General features: G+C 41.3%; 12 protein-coding genes. 6 read left to right on the top strand and 6 right to left on the bottom strand.

The window, feature by feature from the left end; all coding sequences use genetic code 11:
* Positions 1-68 precede the first annotated feature (68 nt).
* From ABEB05_RS03965 to ABEB05_RS03950, 4 genes are all read left to right on the top strand, one after another.
* On the top strand, positions 69-1,082 hold the full coding sequence (locus ABEB05_RS03965; protein WP_265787708.1) for a glutamine synthetase beta-grasp domain-containing protein: 1,014 nt from the start codon (positions 69-71) through the stop codon (positions 1,080-1,082).
* A 216-nt stretch (positions 1,083-1,298) separates the two neighbouring features.
* On the top strand, positions 1,299-2,654 hold the full coding sequence (locus ABEB05_RS03960; RefSeq protein ID WP_265787707.1) for a glutamine synthetase family protein: 1,356 nt from the start codon (positions 1,299-1,301) through the stop codon (positions 2,652-2,654).
* Between the two features lie 12 nt (positions 2,655-2,666).
* On the top strand, positions 2,667-3,710 hold the full coding sequence (locus ABEB05_RS03955) for a hypothetical protein (protein WP_265787706.1): 1,044 nt from the start codon (positions 2,667-2,669) through the stop codon (positions 3,708-3,710).
* An 8-nt stretch (positions 3,711-3,718) separates the two neighbouring features.
* On the top strand, positions 3,719-4,573 hold the full coding sequence (locus ABEB05_RS03950) for an HAD-IIA family hydrolase (protein WP_265787705.1): 855 nt from the start codon (positions 3,719-3,721) through the stop codon (positions 4,571-4,573).
* Positions 4,574-4,748: 175 nt separating this feature from the next.
* Here ABEB05_RS03950 and ABEB05_RS03945 read toward each other — a convergent pair whose 3' ends face one another.
* On the bottom strand, positions 4,749-5,285 hold the full coding sequence (locus ABEB05_RS03945; RefSeq protein ID WP_265787704.1) for a hypothetical protein: 537 nt from the start codon (positions 5,283-5,285) through the stop codon (positions 4,749-4,751).
* A gap of 297 nt (positions 5,286-5,582) precedes the next feature.
* Positions 5,583-7,037, bottom strand: coding sequence for a histidine kinase dimerization/phosphoacceptor domain -containing protein (locus tag ABEB05_RS03940; RefSeq protein ID WP_265787703.1), 1,455 nt, complete (start codon positions 7,035-7,037; stop codon positions 5,583-5,585).
* 500 nt (positions 7,038-7,537) lie between these two features.
* Here ABEB05_RS03940 and ABEB05_RS03935 point away from each other — a divergent pair, with 500 nt between their 5' ends.
* Positions 7,538-8,752 carry a ScyD/ScyE family protein gene (locus ABEB05_RS03935; RefSeq protein WP_265787702.1) on the top strand — a complete coding sequence of 405 codons (1,215 nt, stop codon included), beginning with the start codon at positions 7,538-7,540 and terminating at the stop codon, positions 8,750-8,752.
* Between the two features lie 132 nt (positions 8,753-8,884).
* On the opposite strand, the gene ABEB05_RS03930 is transcribed toward ABEB05_RS03935, so the two are convergent.
* The 4 genes from ABEB05_RS03930 to ABEB05_RS03915 all read right to left on the bottom strand — a co-directional run bounded on the left by ABEB05_RS03930 (position 8,885) and on the right by ABEB05_RS03915 (position 13,189).
* Positions 8,885-10,171, bottom strand: a complete 1,287-nt coding sequence (locus tag ABEB05_RS03930; protein WP_265787701.1) for a PQQ-dependent sugar dehydrogenase — start codon at positions 10,169-10,171, stop codon at positions 8,885-8,887.
* 282 nt (positions 10,172-10,453) lie between these two features.
* Positions 10,454-10,999, bottom strand: a complete 546-nt coding sequence (locus ABEB05_RS03925) for a hypothetical protein (RefSeq protein ID WP_265787700.1) — start codon at positions 10,997-10,999, stop codon at positions 10,454-10,456.
* A 309-nt stretch (positions 11,000-11,308) separates the two neighbouring features.
* Positions 11,309-11,797, bottom strand: a complete 489-nt coding sequence (locus ABEB05_RS03920; protein WP_265787699.1) for an SH3 domain-containing protein — start codon at positions 11,795-11,797, stop codon at positions 11,309-11,311.
* Positions 11,798-11,848: 51 nt separating this feature from the next.
* Entirely contained in the window at positions 11,849-13,189 is a 1,341-nt protein-coding gene (locus ABEB05_RS03915; protein ID WP_265787698.1) for a D-arabinono-1,4-lactone oxidase, read from the bottom strand.
* A 321-nt stretch (positions 13,190-13,510) separates the two neighbouring features.
* Between ABEB05_RS03915 and ABEB05_RS03910 the strand changes: the two genes are divergently transcribed.
* Positions 13,511-16,234 (top strand): exo-rhamnogalacturonan lyase family protein, encoded by a 2,724-nt coding sequence (locus ABEB05_RS03910; RefSeq protein ID WP_265787697.1) that lies wholly within the window; start codon positions 13,511-13,513, stop codon positions 16,232-16,234.
* Positions 16,235-16,247 lie beyond the last annotated feature (13 nt).

The raw sequence follows: 16,247 nt of genomic DNA, 5'->3' as shown, positions 1-16,247 counted from the left end.
ACTTTTCAGATAGTTTAATTCCAGTTTTAAGCTAACTAATAATTTAATAATCAATTATAGAAACTTACATGGCTTTCTCTAAACTCGAATATATTTGGCTTGATGGTTATCAGCCAACCCAATCGTTGAGAAGTAAAACCAAAGTTCTTCATGATTTCAGTGGTGAACTTGAAGATGCGCCAATATGGAACTTCGATGGAAGTTCTACTGAACAGGCAAAAGGCAGTTCTTCTGACTGCTTATTGAAGCCCGTAGCTATTTATCCTGATCCTTCACGGAAGTCGGCATACCTGGTAATGACGGAAGTACTAAATGCTGATGGTACTCCTCATGAAAGTAATGCCCGGGCTACGATTGATGAAGAGGATGGTGATTTCTGGTTTGGTTATGAGCAGGAGTATTTCCTCTCAGACCCCGATACAGGTCGACCAATAGGCTTCCCAAATAATGGATTTCCTCCACCCCAGGGACCTTATTATTGCGGAGTTGGTGGAGATTCTGCTTTCGGTCGCGAAATTATTGAAGAACATTTGGATTTATGCCTTGAAGTTGGTCTTAATATCGAAGGTATCAATGCTGAAGTCGCTGCCGGCCAGTGGGAATTCCAGATTTTCGGTAAAAGTGCAAAGTCAACCGGAGATGAAATATGGATTGGGCGTTACCTGATCGAACGTCTTGCTGAGAAATATGGATTGGTTGTTGACTGGCATCCAAAGCCACTGGGTGATACCGATTGGAACGGTTCAGGTATGCATGCTAATTTCTCCAATGAATTTATGCGCGAAACTGGTGGCGAAGAAAACATGAAAGCCATTTGTGAAGCTTTTGGAGATCATATCGATGAACACATCGAAGTATACGGTGCAGATAATGACAAACGTCTGACCGGTAAACACGAGACACAATCCATAGATAAGTTTAGTTATGGAGTTTCTGACCGTGGTGCTTCTATTCGAATTCCTGTTACTACGAAGGAAGACGGCTGGATTGGACGCCTGGAAGATCGTCGTCCTGCATCTAATGCTGATCCCTATAAAGTAGGGGCTCGTATTATTGAGACGGTCAATAGTGTCGATCTCTAATTAAAGTACAGAGTTAATTACCTCTGATTTAAAAACCCCGTTTCTGTGAGGAGACGGGGTTTTTCATTATATCTGCTTTGACATCAAAGGGGAATTCGTATTTTAAGGCACTACCAAAAATAATTTCTCCGATTATTAATACCTAAGTCGAAATCTGGATATAATGCTGGCCCTGCAAACCCATATTAAATTGAGGAAGATAAGTTAATTAGTATAATGGATCAGAAAGCAGTTGTTGAAGAAATAGAGAAAAAGAAAGACAATAGAATTAAGTTTGCTGTAACGGATATAGATGGAATCCTCCGCGGGAAAATCATATCCAAATCAAAATTTTTAAAAAGCCTGGATAAAAAGGTCGGATTTTGTAATGTCATCTTTGGCTGGGATATGAATGATGCCGTTTATGATGATCCTTCTGTAACAGGGTGGCATACGGGCTATCCGGACTCTTACGCTTCTATTGATCCTTCTACCTACCGAACCATTCCCTGGGAAAGGGAGATGCCATTTTTTTTAGCTGATTTCAGTCGTTCAAAAGATATGGCAGGAGTATGTCCCCGTACATTGCTGAAAAAGATTCGACAGCGTAGTATCGATATGGGATACCATCCACAGTTTTCTAATGAGTTTGAATGGTTTAACTTTCGGGAGACTCCCCAAAGTTTAAAAGAAAAAAATTATAAAGACCCAATCCCGCTATCGCCGGGTATGTTTGGTTATTCGATTCTCAGATCTTCACAAAATGCTCCCTACTTTAATGACTTGTATGACCAGTTGTTTGCATTTAAGGTACCCATTGAAGGTCAGCATACGGAAACCGGAGATGGCGTCTTTGAAGCCAGCATTACCTATGCTGATATACTGGAAGCCGCTGACCGCGCAGTGCTATTTAAATCGGCTGTTAAGGAGATCGCATATCAGCATGAACTGGTCGCTAGCTTCATGGCAAAGTGGAATAATGATTTACCGGGATGCAGCGGACATATTCACCAAAGTCTATGGGACAAAGATAAGGAGAAGAATGTATTTTATGATTCTTCAAGAGAAAATAATATCAGTAAAATTCTGGAGTACTATTTAGCGGGACAACTCCATTGTCTGCCTCATATATTGCCGATGTATGCTCCAACTGTAAACAGTTATAAACGTTTTGTAGAAGGTTCATGGGCTTCTACAACTGTTAGTTGGGGTATAGGAAATAGAACAACCGCACTCAGAGTTATTCCTGATGGGGCTAGTGCTACTCGGATAGAGACGAGGGTACCCGGGGCCGATGCCAATCCCTATTTATCTATGGCAGCCAGCCTGGCATCCGGATTATATGGAATCAAGCATAACCTCAGTTTGGATATTGCAAAAACACAGGGTAACGAATACGCTAATAGTGAAAACCAACCGTTACCGGCATCACTCAGGGAAGCCACGGATGTTATGAAAGCTTCAAAACTGCCCGAAGAATTATTTGGTAAGGAGTTTACGGATCATTTTATTAAGACCAGAGAATGGGAGTGGCAGCAATTTTCAAAGCAGGTAACCGATTGGGAACTACAACGTTATTTTGAAATTATTTAATACTATTTATTTATGCTTCAGATTGATTTTAATCAAATTGTAAGAGAGGCTGTTGAGGCTTATGATGATAGTAAAGAAATTATTAGTATTACAGACATTAGTGCTAAGGTTTCTACAAACCATGTCTATCGGATTTCTTTCTCAGATAAAAATGTGATTATTGCAAAGCTTTCTTACTTCGGTAAATTCGAGCATTTCGTGGAAGATCATAGCATTATTAATTCATTAGCTAATAATCTTCCATCTCCCTTTGAAAATGTTTTAGCGCGGTCATTGATTAAGGGGAATTCTCTTTTTGTGCATCGCCATCAGGATGAACTGATCGATGTTTGGGTCGTTTTTTATCGCCCCATGGAGGTAAGAAAGCGATTGCCAAAACGATTGAATGAGGATCAAATAGATAAACTCGCGGTAAGTTTTGCCCGCTTTCATAAAGCATGTCATAGTATTAAAAATACTCTACCTCCCTCATCTAAGACTCTGGAAGTTGATATCAATCATTTGCTTGAGATACTTGAAACCAAGGAAGGCCGGCATGAGCATCGTATGCACATAGAGTTAATTAAGCGACAATGCCACACCTTTTTAGAGAATGTTGAAGAGCTTGGAACGGATGAACTGGACGTAATCCCTGTTTTTGTAGACTGGAATATTGGAAACTTTTCAGTAACCAAAAATTTCCAGCTTTATTCACGATGGGATTACGACTGGTTCCGTGTTAGTTCTAGAATGATGGATTTTTATTTTTTCAGCCGTATTGTGTCACATGCTGGGGATCAAACAATTTTTAGCTATGATCTGGATCCGCTTATGGAAGACCGCTTCCTGCGGTTTTTGAAGGTATATCACAATGAATATCCACTCAAAGAAGTGGAAATTCGGTTTTTGAAAGAGGCCTATCGTTTCTTCTTGCTTAATTATGTTGTAAAATATGGCCGATATTTCTTTCATGAGGTATTTGCAACACGTCTCCAACAGGAAGCGTATAATGAGCATTTGCCTGTAGTTGACGAAAAATTTGATCCAGAACCGTTATTAGAAGCACTCAATCTTTAGCAAAAACAATGGAAAAAGTATCATTTTATTCGCTTGTAAAGAATTTTAAAGCTGTTTTTATCGACTCCTATGGTGTACTAAAAAACCACGAGGGACTTATCGATGGGGTACAGGACTCTATTGATTATATCCGAAGCCAGAATATTCCTTTTAGAGTTCTTACTAACGATGCCTCGCGCAGTCAGGAACAGCAGATACAAGTATTTAAAAACCTTGGACTTAAAGGACTTCGTGAAGAGGAAATAATCACTTCGGGAATGCTTGCCAGGCAGTTTTTAGAGCTTAAAATAACTTCTGGTAAAGTTGCTTACCTGGGTACAGAAAATTCAGCAGAATATATTTTGCAATCGGGATTGGAACACGTGCCTATATCCGATGTTGACCTCAATAGTATGAAAGATATCGATGATATTTCAGCATTTTTGTTTCTGGATGATGAAGGATTTGACTGGAATCTTCATATTAACAAGACTGTAAACTTTCTCCGTCGCAAAAACCTGCCGGTTATAGTGGCAAATTCTGATAAATATTACCCGGTATCCAAAAGTGATGTCGCTATTGCAATAGGGGGTATTTCAAGGCTTGTAGAGTATATAGTTGATCAAAAATTTATACGATTTGGAAAGCCCGATTCCCAAATGTTTATGTATGCTTTCGACGAGCTGAATAAAACCGGTACCTTTGCTAAAGAAGATATCCTGATGGTAGGTGATACTTTAAGTACAGATATTCTCGGGGGGAACAAATTCGGGCTTAAAACGCTGTTGGTGCTTTCTGGTAATACCCGTTCCGATACTGTGGACCTCAAAATAAATTCTTCCGGAATAATACCCGACTATATAGCCGATTCAATTCTAAGCTAAATGCTTGAATGAACAAATATTTCTTAATTCTAAAACTGTAATATTTAGTTTTAATATAAAGTGAGAATAAAGAGGTCTCGGACTATAGTTAATCCGAGAACTCTTTTATAGAGCTAATTGATATTCAACGGATTTAGTTGGACACCTTTAACTCCAGTTTATGCTTGAAGATATATTATAAACGACGAGAAAGTTTTTTAATCTGGTCTCCTTTATGATTAAAATATAAGGTTTGTTTCTTTTTATCCTGCTGAAGTTTTATCTCGTATTCTGTTTTTAAGGCATCAAAGTCGTGTATAACAGTTTTATTACTTTTCATTATCCAATTTTTATAATCGTCGCTTGCTAAATGACGGGATATAATTTTAGGAAGAGGAGCATTTTTTACAGTAAGTTTACCATGAATTAGCTTCCCATCTTGCGCATAGGTGGCATTTAGATTTACTTGGTTACTTTTACTCTTGAGAGTGTATGATTTAGAATTTTTAGTTGATCCCAGATATTTAATATTTGAATATCTTTCTAAACCCGAAATATTTAAAAAGTTTGGGTAATCCTTCTCTGTAATTGAAACTAATGGCATTGCAGGTTCCTCATAAACAACAAGAACCTCATCTGGGCATTTACAATTTTGACCGTTAACTATTAAACTATTGAGGAAAAGGAAACCGGTACATACTGTAATCGTTAAAAGGGTATTTATCGTTTTCATTTTTTACTCCGAGTATTTAAACTCAGCTAAATTTTTTAAAGTTGAATAAGCCTGATAAGAAGAGGGACTCAGACAGTAAAGTTTCCTGATAACAGCTTTATTGAGGGAGGCGATCCTATTATCAATGAATAAAGTATTACAACTAGGTATTAAAACCTACATAATTAGTTTTTTTTAATAAATTTCAGTTTTCTTAAGACTAGTATATATGGGATTTAAGACAATTACCGCTATGATGCAGGGAATAATAGATTGGATCAATAAGATAGCAAGAAAATAAGTCGGTGGATAACTAAATTACTCTTCAATAGGAAAGCTGATAGAATATCGAGTGCCATTGGTGTTTGTTATCTCCATTGTGGCTTCCAGTTGCTTTTTAAAAGTATCAATCAACATCATTCCCAGGGAACTTCTGTTCTCAAGGTCAATATCATCCGGAATACCCTCTCCGTTATCTGCAATAACCAATTGAATAGTTTCTCCTTGACGTTTTAGGGAAATATTAATGACGCCTGTTTTTTTATTATTAAAAGCATGTTTAAAGGCATTTACTACTATTTCATTGATCAACAATCCACACGGGATAGCTTGATCGATGTCCAGTGAAATATCATCAAGGTCAAATTCCAGGTCAATTTCCTGATTCGTTCCTGCAAAAGTATTACGCAGACTTCTAACCAGCTCGGTAATATATTGTGACATTTCGATGTCTGTGAGGGTAGAGGTCCGATATAACTTGTCATGTACCAAGGCCATTGATTTTAGCCGAGACTGACTGTCGCGCAGAACTTTTTGGGTTTCCGCATTTTCAACTCCCTCCAGTTGGAGTTCAAAGAGTCCGGACATGATGGCTAGGTTGTTCTTTATCCGGTGGTGAATCTCTTTTAATAATATTTCTTTGTCATTCAGAGATTCCTGTAAATCTTCGGTTTTGTTCTTAACTGAAGATCGTAGAGAAATAATCCATCCTATTACAAGAAGTACTAAAAGAAGTCCCATTGATCCCCAAAGTGTTACTTGGCTTTGCGTAAAACCAATAGGTGTTAAATCATTTGGGGTGCGCAAATGAATCTTATAAGTGCTCTCTTCTTCCCCCTTACTGTCTGGGTTATACAAGCTTAATACACCGGTTATGCGAACCTCATCCCCAACACTCAGCGACTCAAAATCAAATTGCTGGTACATGGAATGGAAATTGGTAACGTAGACCATCATCGATTTATCCGGTTTATTATATGGAGCAACCATAATGTATTTGCCATTAAATCGATCTCCTTTTCTAACTACATTACCTGTTCCGTTTACCAACATACCCTCAAATCTTTGGGGGCTATCCACAGCCTGGAATAAAGGAATAATTGGCGGCTGCTTCCCGTTAGTGGGAAATACGGAGTATTCAGAAACATTAATTTCTGTCAGGCCATAGTAATCCTGTATTACACCTGTGGCAACGATACTATCACCGTGGTTTATGGTTTTGTTATAAGATACAGAGAAAAGGGATATACCTGTAGAATCATTCTGGATGAAGACCTGTAAATAGTTTTCGTGAAGTAGACCGGTAGAAATATTGGCAATTCCAGTTACGGTTACAGTATCTCCTTTTAACGATGAGATGTTATTATTATCTATGCTGCTTTTAATCTTATCCAGAGAGATAATATCCTGTTTGAGTTTCTCCTGTGATTGAGAATACCCAACACTCTCGAAGAATAGGAAAATAAATAAGAGTAAAGAAAAACGTGACGGCATAGTTATGCCGGTAGAGCCCCCGAGCTTCGTCATCAATGTATTATTTAGCCAAGTAAATTTTTAAATATATCCTGAAGCGTTACAAAGTTACAGCTTATGGGGATTACAGGCAACTGCGAAAAGTATCTTTCACGTTGTATAAATCTCGATCAGGACCAACTAAAAATATATAGGGTGTTTTTTATTGAGCTGTTGGTTTTAAGGTTAGCTATTGAGCTGATACCAAATTAATTATAACTGTTTTTTACGTGACTGACAGAAAATTAAAGAGATGTTGTTTTGTGTAGCAAGATGAATGATTCACTATTTATAGTATGATGGGATATTTTTTATTTACTAATTAAGGATAGTATTAAGTACCTATTTTAGCTTTTACTATTTGAACTTTATCAACAATAATATTTTATATTGATATAAATAAGATCTACTATTCATCTATTCAGATTGGTACCTACCCCTGCGTATAAATTATAACCAATCAATTAAATAAGAGGTCAAATATGAATGATATAAACTCATTCACCACAGATCGTTTAGAAAAAAAGAGGGGAGGGATGATGAAGTTTTTATTGATTGCCTGCCTTTCTTTATTTGTGATAGCTTGTTCTGAAAGCAGTGTGACGACTACTGAAACAACCGATAATAGCGATGACTTAGTCTCATCAACCGAGGTTAGTCCACATGCTATTCTCAGTAGTGGATATCTTAGTGAATCAGTCGGAATGTCATCAAATTTCCGTGCAAAAGGTGCTCATACAGCGAATGAAGATGGATTTGCAAGTCCACTTTTTGGACTTGCAACCGCTCCTAACGGGAATATTCTTGTAGCTGATGCCGGTGCAGGTGTTGCTACTCTTGATGGTCGTACGAATATTCCTTTACCTGGCGTTTCCGATATGAGTCCAATCGGGCGGGGCACAATGTGGGCTCTGAAAGGATTAACGGGAGCTCCCGGTGATGATACGGGTCAGGCCCTATATCGCGTATCGAAAGGTAAAAATAAGGTCATTGCCGATCTATTCTCTTTTGAAGCGACTAATAATCCCGATGGTGGTGTTGTTGATTCCAATCCGTTTGATGTTGAGTCACTCGGCGGAAAGGCCGCACTTGTTGTGGATGCCGGTGGAAATGATCTGCTTCACATCGATAATAAAGGTAATCTTAAGGTACTGGCGGTTTTTCCGGATGAATTGGTATCGACAGCTAACATCAAGGAACTGGTTGGTTGTCCTGACTCAGGAGCCGGGCTTTGTGGACTGCCGGATATGATGCCAGCCCAACCGGTGCCAACCAGTGTTGCGATAGGGCCTGACGGATACTACTATGTAGGAGAGCTAAAAGGTTTTCCGGCACCGAGCAATGCATCCAACATCTGGAGGATTGCACCGGATGCTTCTTGGGCAGAATGCGGCTCAAGTCCGGATTGTATGAAGGTGTTTGACGGAGGGTTTACCTCAATCATAGATTTGGTCTTTGATTCGGAAGGGAACCTTCATGTTGCTGAACTGGATGAGCAGAGCTGGTTTGCCGTAGAAGTACTTGGAGGAGGAGTCGGAGGTACGATCAACTCCTGTGATCTTGATGCGGCTTCTTGCACCGAAGTGGCTACTGAAATCCCAATTTTAACGGCTATTACTTTTGGTAATGATGGAAGGCTCTGGGCAACCCAGAATGCTCTTATTCCAAATCTCGCCGAAGTGGTTGCTATCGATTAGTTGAAAATAAAATCTAACCATGTATAATAAAAAAGCGGCCTTCCTGAACAATAAGGAGGCCGCTTTTATTTCTCATCTTATGTAAGAGATAAATACTTTTGCTACGTAAACAGAAGATAAATATTAGCTAGGTTATGAATCTCCTGTATACACTATGCGCCAAATTTTGCCTTCCTGGGAATCGGAAATTAATAGTGAGCCATCCTCGTATACGGACAAGCCCATCGGACGGTGTTCCGCATTTCCGGGAGATTTAAGCGTGTCTGCGCCAGCAAAACCATCAGCAAATTCCTCATAATCACCGGATGGCGTGTTACCATCAAATGGGACAAACACCACTTTATAACCCTGTTGTGGTTCCGGAGCGCGATTCCAGCTGCCGTGGAAGGCAATAAAAGCGCCATTCATATATTTGCCGGGATAAAGTGAGTCGCTGTAGAAAGTCAAATCGTTAGGAGCCCAGTGACCCGGAAATGCCATAATGGGATCCTCATACTTTCCTTCCTCAGCTGGTGTTTCGCCATCCCCACCATACTCGGGTGCGAGCATTTTTTGTTCTTTTTCCCAGTTATAATAAGCATAAGGCCAGCCAAAATTATCTCCCTTATCTACCTGGAAAAACTCTTCGGCCGGTTGAGAAGCATTCTCTTCCACCGTGTAATAGTCAGGCCATAAGGAATGAAGCTGGTCACGACCGTGCTGCACTACATAAAGTTGATCTTCACCTTTATTCCAGTCCAGTGCTACAGAATTTCGAATACCTGTTGCGAAACGTTCTCCATCTTCTTCAAATGTTTGCCCGGTGGTGTTGGCATCAAACTGCCAGATCCCTGCATGATTTTCCAGCTGTGGGCATGGATCCTGTCCGGGCGATCCGGGTGTTCTGCCTTCTTCCTGACACGCATTTGAGGGACCTCCGATATTGACATATAAATTTCCAGACTGATCAAAGGTAAATGATTTAGCTGCATGGGAGTTTTGATCCGGGAAACCACTAACTACGGTTTCTGCTGAATCACTTGGAACTAATTCCTCTTCATTTATTGGATATCGTACAATAGAGGTATCTGAGCTTCTATATAAATACCCATTGTGAAGTTGTATGCCGGTTCCCGTTAGATTTCCAAAGTATTCTACTACATCTGCTTTGCCATCCCCATCTTCGTCTCGTAAAGCAGCAATACCATTTCCGTTGTGAGCTTCCGAAAGAGCCATATAAATATCCCCATCATCACCCGAGGTGATATGCCGCGCAGGTCCTACGCTATCTGCTACAATAATAGCCTGGAAGCCATCCGGTAGGGTAATGCCCCCATTATTTTCAGCGAAATCGAGGGTTGGACCGGAATCAGATTGGCTGCCGCACCCCATAAAGAGGAAGACAAAGCACAGAAAAATACCATATTTAATGAATTTCATAATCCTTAATTATTTGGTTTTAAATAAAAACTTCATTTGACATTAAATAATGAATAGAAATAGAAAATAATTCCGCAGGAGTCCTAATAGAGATAATTTTATAAAAAAGAAGGATTTTGAACAAGTATTAAGTACAGGAACACTCTCCGACTGGGTCTTACTTTTAGCTTTTGAAGTTCATTTTACGATTATTTTTACCTTAGATGATTGCTCAATATCTGGGGCCCGGGGCTTTAATTCAATATCATTGACTGCTTTGCAAAAGGATACGAATGGATTTCCTTAATTAATGAATGGAAACTTTAATCCAATGTTAAATTTCCAGCCTGTGCCTTTTGAATATACCATCCCCTCGTAGATTTGATTATTTACTTGATAGGTGAGATCTATTCTTTCTACAGATTGGAGTCCCAATGAATATTGGGTTCCAAGTGATAATATTAGCGTACGGAAAACAGAGATGTTGAGATCTATTCCGGCTTCAGCCATAAATTTATTTTTATTAATCGCATGGGTTTCAAAACTATATTCTACAGCTGATCCATAGCTACCACTTCCAGTCCCGGTTAGTCCGGTTCTTTGACTTGTAAGCCATGAAAAGCCAATTTGTGGTGATAAGCTGGCTCTGTTAGTCCAAACTAATGTTCTGCCAATTCGAAAAGGGATTTTATAGGTAGATATATCACTTGAGAAGGAACGCTCACCAAAGGTAGCTCCACCGGGAACATTAAAGTAATAGGACTGAGATAAGTCGTTTCCGTAAAATCCGGTATGTAATTCCCATCTGTTTTTCTTTATAACCACGGGAATTCCGTAAGTACCTGCCAAGTCCCGGCTTTAGAATTCCACTTTCATCTTCTGTGTTAAAGGTGTGCCTGTTAAAACCGACAGAAAAACCCGCTTCAACGGAAGTTTGGGAATAACTGAGGTCTAAGGAAAAAATTAAAATAGTGATTAAAATGATTACCGTTTTTCCGAAATGATGAAGTAGTCGCATTACTTTGTTTTAAGTTGAAAATGTCGCCTCTATTGAAACTCATACTGAATAGCCGGAACTGCTTGATCAAATTAAAAGTATCAAAGATCTCAATACAATTAATTGTCTATATAAATCTCTCTAATCAAACCGTCGTCTACTCATTCAATCAACTTTGAATAATTAGATGCGGGAATATCCGATGTTCTGTAGATGTCTAAAACATATTTGTCAAAGAGAAAGTACTCATAAGAACTTTGTTGGTCTATAGTATTCGGATACTTTGATAAAGAATTTTTGGAAGCTTTACTGCTGGCTTTTTTTACTTTGGCACAGAGGTCTTTTCGAACAGAAGTATAAGAAGGGTAGGGCGGTATCTCGTGAATAGTGCTTACCTGAGAGCTTTTTATAAACCGTTCTTCTCCTGAAAATAGATGTATCTGGGTCCAGCCATCCTGAACGTCTGTTACTTCAAAAATATCTCCTTTGGTTGTACGAATAGTAGATGAAGTATCTATATTCTGTTCGGTATATATAATTACTTCATCAACCATTACTTTCACATTAATTTGAGCGTTACTTATTAATGTAATAGCAAATAGTAATGCAAAAAATGTGGATAGGATGACAGGTTTTTTGTAAGAATCCATTTTGAATAGGTTTCGGAATTATAAAGTAGGTATCTCTTGTGATAATAATTTCTAGAAAATATACTGATTTAAATAATCGTTTCGGAACTTCCCTCTGGGATCGTACTCTTTTAATAACTTTTGAAAGTCAGAAAGCCGCTGATAGCGCGTCTGTAGGATATGGGGAGACAAGGTATATAGTTTGGCCCAGTGGGGACGAACATTAAACGGGGCCAGTCGTTCTTCAATAACGGGCAGTACCTTCCGGACGGACTCCCAGTCCGGTTTCCAGGTAAAATGGATAGATACCATGGGCTGTCCGTAAGCGGGACTCATCCAAAGGTTGTCTTCATCAATAGTGCGTATTTCAGAGATCAGTAGATATGGTGAAATTTGATCGCTCATCCCAAACATTTCTTCTAGGGCATCATAGGCGTCTTCAAAAGGTACAAAATATTCCGACTGCAACTCGTCACCACTGCTGGGAGTGAAGTCCATCCGAAAATGTGGCAAACGTTCATGCCAGGGGCCGGGCATGCCTAGCTGACGCGTACAGTTTTCAGCGGAAATGTCTTCAATAGGGTGCATATGTCTCTCAGCCAGTTGTGCATCAAACAGGGTGGAAGTAGCCTCAAAAGAATTCTCTTTATCATCCAATCGACTTTTTATCCAAACTTGGTTGATCGTACGGTTCCTGTAATCAGTAAAAAAACTTACACTATATCCCGTGGACATCATTTCATTAAAATGATCCGCCAGATGTTCTAGTGATAAATTCCTGTAAACATGCTGCTTTACGTCATATGTAGGCTCAATATCCAGTGTTATCCGGGTAACTACGCCGAGTCCGCCCAGCGCTACTACTGCACCCGGGAATGTTTCATCTTCTTTAGTAAGTGTTTGGAATTCACCATCGGCAGTCAGAATTTCAAGTCTGGAAACCGCGGTAGAAAGGTTCCCGTTATTGACGCCTGAGCCATGCGTTGCCGTAGCACAGGCCCCGGCAATAGATATATGTGGGAGGGACGCAAGATTATGCAAGGCATAACCTTTTTCATGGAGATATATGGCCAAATCACCATATTTCATGGCCGCAGGAACGGTAACTGTTTGTGCCTCACGATCAAGAATTATATCCTGCTCGATATTTTTCAGTGAAATAAGATCTACGGGGCTATCGGCAATACCATTAAACGAATGGCGGCTTCCGAGGATATGCACTTTCTTGCTGTCACGGATGATTTCCTGAATTTGACCGATATTATCCGGCTCATGCAGCTTTTTAGCTTTGTAATGATAGTTCCCCGCCCAGTTAGTCCCGATTTCTTCATCCGGTCTGTAGAGAAAGGGTGGGGCAAATAAGCTTCCGGTCATTGCTATAGAAGATAATTTCAGAAAGGTTCGTTTATCCATGGTTCAACATTACCTGGTGTATAATTCCAAATCACTACTCCAAAATTATAAATTAGCTTCATTTTAATTATAAAAATTTTGGGAAGCAATAAATCGTAGAGAGTATCCTTTAGTTGGGTATTCCAGGTTCTAGTGCCATGAGATTAATGGGGAAAGAATGATTAAAAATAATTGTTCCAGATAATCCATTAAATAGGTCAAAAAGGGTTGCCAGGAACGGCTAAAAACAGTTTATTCAAGGGCGGGGTAACCGATATTCGGTATTGGTCAAACAAATAACAATGCTAAGAATAAATAATTAGAATGATCAGGGATTTAGATATGAGATTTAAAACAAAGTGGGTATCCTTCATTTTGATTGCAGTTATATTGGTTATTAACAATGAACACGCTCTGGGGCAGCAGGATGTTAAGCTACAGTGGTTAAGCGACCGTTCACCCGTCCAACCAACGGGAATAAGCTGGGGCGTTCCATGGCCAGAAGGGGAAGTCCAAAGAGATGCGCAATTTAAACTTGAAACCGCACAGGGACATGAATTACCCATCCAAAGTTGGTCTACGGCATACTGGCCGGACGGTTCTGTGAAATGGAGTGGTTTAGCTACTATTGCAGATACTGAAAGTGAAGGCCCTCTCACCCTTTCCATCGTGGGCAAAGACAATAAGCAGGATCAAGATCAGTTCGGCGATAACTTTACGGGCATTGAGGTGCAGAAAGAGAACGGGACAATCCGAATTAATACCGGAGCGATGACAGCTTACCTGCCGGAAAAAGGACGCAACCTGATTGATTCCCTGGTGGTCGATCAATATAAAGTGGCCGGTAGTGCTCAGCTAGTCTCCATCCATCAGCAGGGACCGGATGGAGATGCGTTACACTCTCCCAAAATGGAAAAGAGGAACAGTCGGATCGACTCTGTTAACATTGAACAGGATGGACCGGTTCGGGCCGTAGTACGGTACGACGGTATTCATCAATCGGAAACCGGAGGCCGGGAATGGTTGCCATTTACGGTAAGGTTTTATTTTTATGCGGATCGAAAGCCTATTAAGATGGTACACTCATTTATTTATGATGGTAACCAGGAAGAGGATTTTATCAAAGGGCTGGGGGTTCGGTTTGACATGCCGATGCAGGAGCAGGTGCACAACAGGCACGTACGTTTTAGCGGAAAAGGGAACGGGCTGTTTGCTGAGCCTGTCAAACCGCTGGAGAGCCGCCGGCAAATCAGTTTTCAGAATGAGTCCGTTTATCCCGATCAGGAACAAGGGAAACGCCTGCCTGATGTTGAAGAATTTGATTCCGGTGTACAAAGCCTGATTAATGATTTGGCCGACTGGAACAGTTATAAGATGGTACAGGAGAGCCCCGATGGTTTTACGATTAAGAAACGGACAAACCCGGAGAGTTCCTGGATTTCTGTAAATGCGGGTACCCGTGCTTCCGGCCTGGCCTTTGTAGGAGATGTAAATGGGGGGCTGGGAGTTGGATTGAAAGATTTCTGGCAAACGTATCCTTCGCATTTGGAAATTAATAATGCCACAGCCGATACCGCTCAACTTAATTTGTGGATGTGGTCCCCCGAAGCACCGGCCATAGACATGCGTCACTACGATACTGAAGCTCACGGACTTGCAGCTAGTTACGAGGATGTGCAGGAGGGCTTTAGCATTGCCAACGGCGTGGCCCGCACCCATACGATCACCCTTTTCCCAGACAGCAAGGTTTCTTCTCACAAAACATTTACCGATATGGTGGCGCTGAGTCAGGAACCCCCGCTTTTAACGGCTCCACCCGAGCACATGCATGCCGCAAATGTATTTGGAATCTGGAGTCTGCCCGATCGCTCATCACCCGGCAAAAAATGGATTGAGAATAAGCTGGATGCGGCCATAGATCTGTATCAAAAAGAGATTGATCAACGACGCTGGTATGGCTTCTGGGATTATGGAGATGTGATGCACAGTTACGATAACGTCCGCCAAACCTGGCGGTATGACGTGGGTGGTTTTGCCTGGGCTAACTCAGAGCTGGTGCCCGATATGTGGTTATGGTACAGCTACCTGCGCACCGGACGCGAAGATATCTTCCGGATGGCCGAGGCGATGACACGTCATACCGGGGAGGTGGATGTATATCACTCCGGGCGGTTTGAAGATCTGGGTACGCGTCACAACGTTATTCACTGGGGGGACGGAGCGAAGGAAGCGCGGATAAGTCAGGCTGCCCTACGCCGTTTCTATTACTACCTGACCACCGATGAGCGCACTGGTGATTTAATGCACGCGGTTCGTGATACCGAGGAATCTTATAAAGAGCTCGATCCCATGAGGAATGCCATGCCCGCAGATCGCTATCCGACCGAGGCCCCAACCCGCCTTCGGGTAGGACCCGACTGGTTGGCACTGGCCGGAAACTGGATGACCGAATGGGAGCGCACTGGTGATAACAAGTATCTTGAGAAAATTAGAAACGGGTTTGACAGTATAGCGAATATGAAATATGGGCTGTTCTCCGGGCCGGGCGTGCTGGGGTTTTATCCCGAGAGTGGCCGGTTGGTTAATGATACGGGGCAACCGGATGACCACCATACTTCGCACTTGGTAATGATTATGGGTGGGGCAGAGGTGTCGTTCGAACTGCTGGACCTTATTGATCATAAAGGTTTCAAAGATGCTTTCCTTCAGTACAGCCGACTTTATTCCTTGCCGGAGGATGCGCCTGGCCGGACCGCCTCGGATGGAGGGATCGGTGATGGCGGCTTTAAATCATGGCATGCCCGCCTTTTGGCCTATGCCGCAGTTGAACTTGATGATACTGAGCTGGCAGCACAGGCCTGGGAGAATTTTCTTGGCAATCCGGGCTGGCAGGATCCGGATAATCGTTTCGAGACCAAAGAAATCAGTGGTCCCGAGACCCTCCGTCCGATGGAGGTCAGTCCGTGGACGTCCACCAATGAAACGGCGCAGTGGAGTCTGAATGCCATTCAGTTGCTGCAGCTGATTGGGGATCAAATACCGGAAGACCACCCATTGTGGAATTAGTTTGAGGCGATGT

This window comes from Fodinibius salicampi (genome assembly GCF_039545095.1).
GTDB classification, from domain to species: Bacteria; Bacteroidota; Rhodothermia; order Balneolales; family Balneolaceae; genus Fodinibius; species Fodinibius salicampi.
The sequence above is the reverse complement of the archived record's forward strand: the minus strand, read 5'-3'. Positions and strand labels throughout refer to the sequence as shown.

Coding starts and splice junctions, on each gene's coding strand:
- ABEB05_RS03965 (WP_265787708.1), top strand. CDS start 69: ATGGCTTTCTCTAAACTCGAATATATTTGGCTTGATGGTTATCAGCCA.
- ABEB05_RS03960 (WP_265787707.1), top strand. CDS start 1,299: ATGGATCAGAAAGCAGTTGTTGAAGAAATAGAGAAAAAGAAAGACAAT.
- ABEB05_RS03955 (WP_265787706.1), top strand. CDS start 2,667: ATGCTTCAGATTGATTTTAATCAAATTGTAAGAGAGGCTGTTGAGGCT.
- ABEB05_RS03950 (WP_265787705.1), top strand. CDS start 3,719: ATGGAAAAAGTATCATTTTATTCGCTTGTAAAGAATTTTAAAGCTGTT.
- ABEB05_RS03945 (WP_265787704.1), bottom strand. CDS start 5,285: ATGAAAACGATAAATACCCTTTTAACGATTACAGTATGTACCGGTTTC.
- ABEB05_RS03940 (WP_265787703.1), bottom strand. CDS start 7,037: ATGCCGTCACGTTTTTCTTTACTCTTATTTATTTTCCTATTCTTCGAG.
- ABEB05_RS03935 (WP_265787702.1), top strand. CDS start 7,538: ATGAATGATATAAACTCATTCACCACAGATCGTTTAGAAAAAAAGAGG.
- ABEB05_RS03930 (WP_265787701.1), bottom strand. CDS start 10,171: ATGAAATTCATTAAATATGGTATTTTTCTGTGCTTTGTCTTCCTCTTT.
- ABEB05_RS03920 (WP_265787699.1), bottom strand. CDS start 11,797: ATGGATTCTTACAAAAAACCTGTCATCCTATCCACATTTTTTGCATTA.
- ABEB05_RS03915 (WP_265787698.1), bottom strand. CDS start 13,189: ATGGATAAACGAACCTTTCTGAAATTATCTTCTATAGCAATGACCGGA.
- ABEB05_RS03910 (WP_265787697.1), top strand. CDS start 13,511: ATGAGATTTAAAACAAAGTGGGTATCCTTCATTTTGATTGCAGTTATA.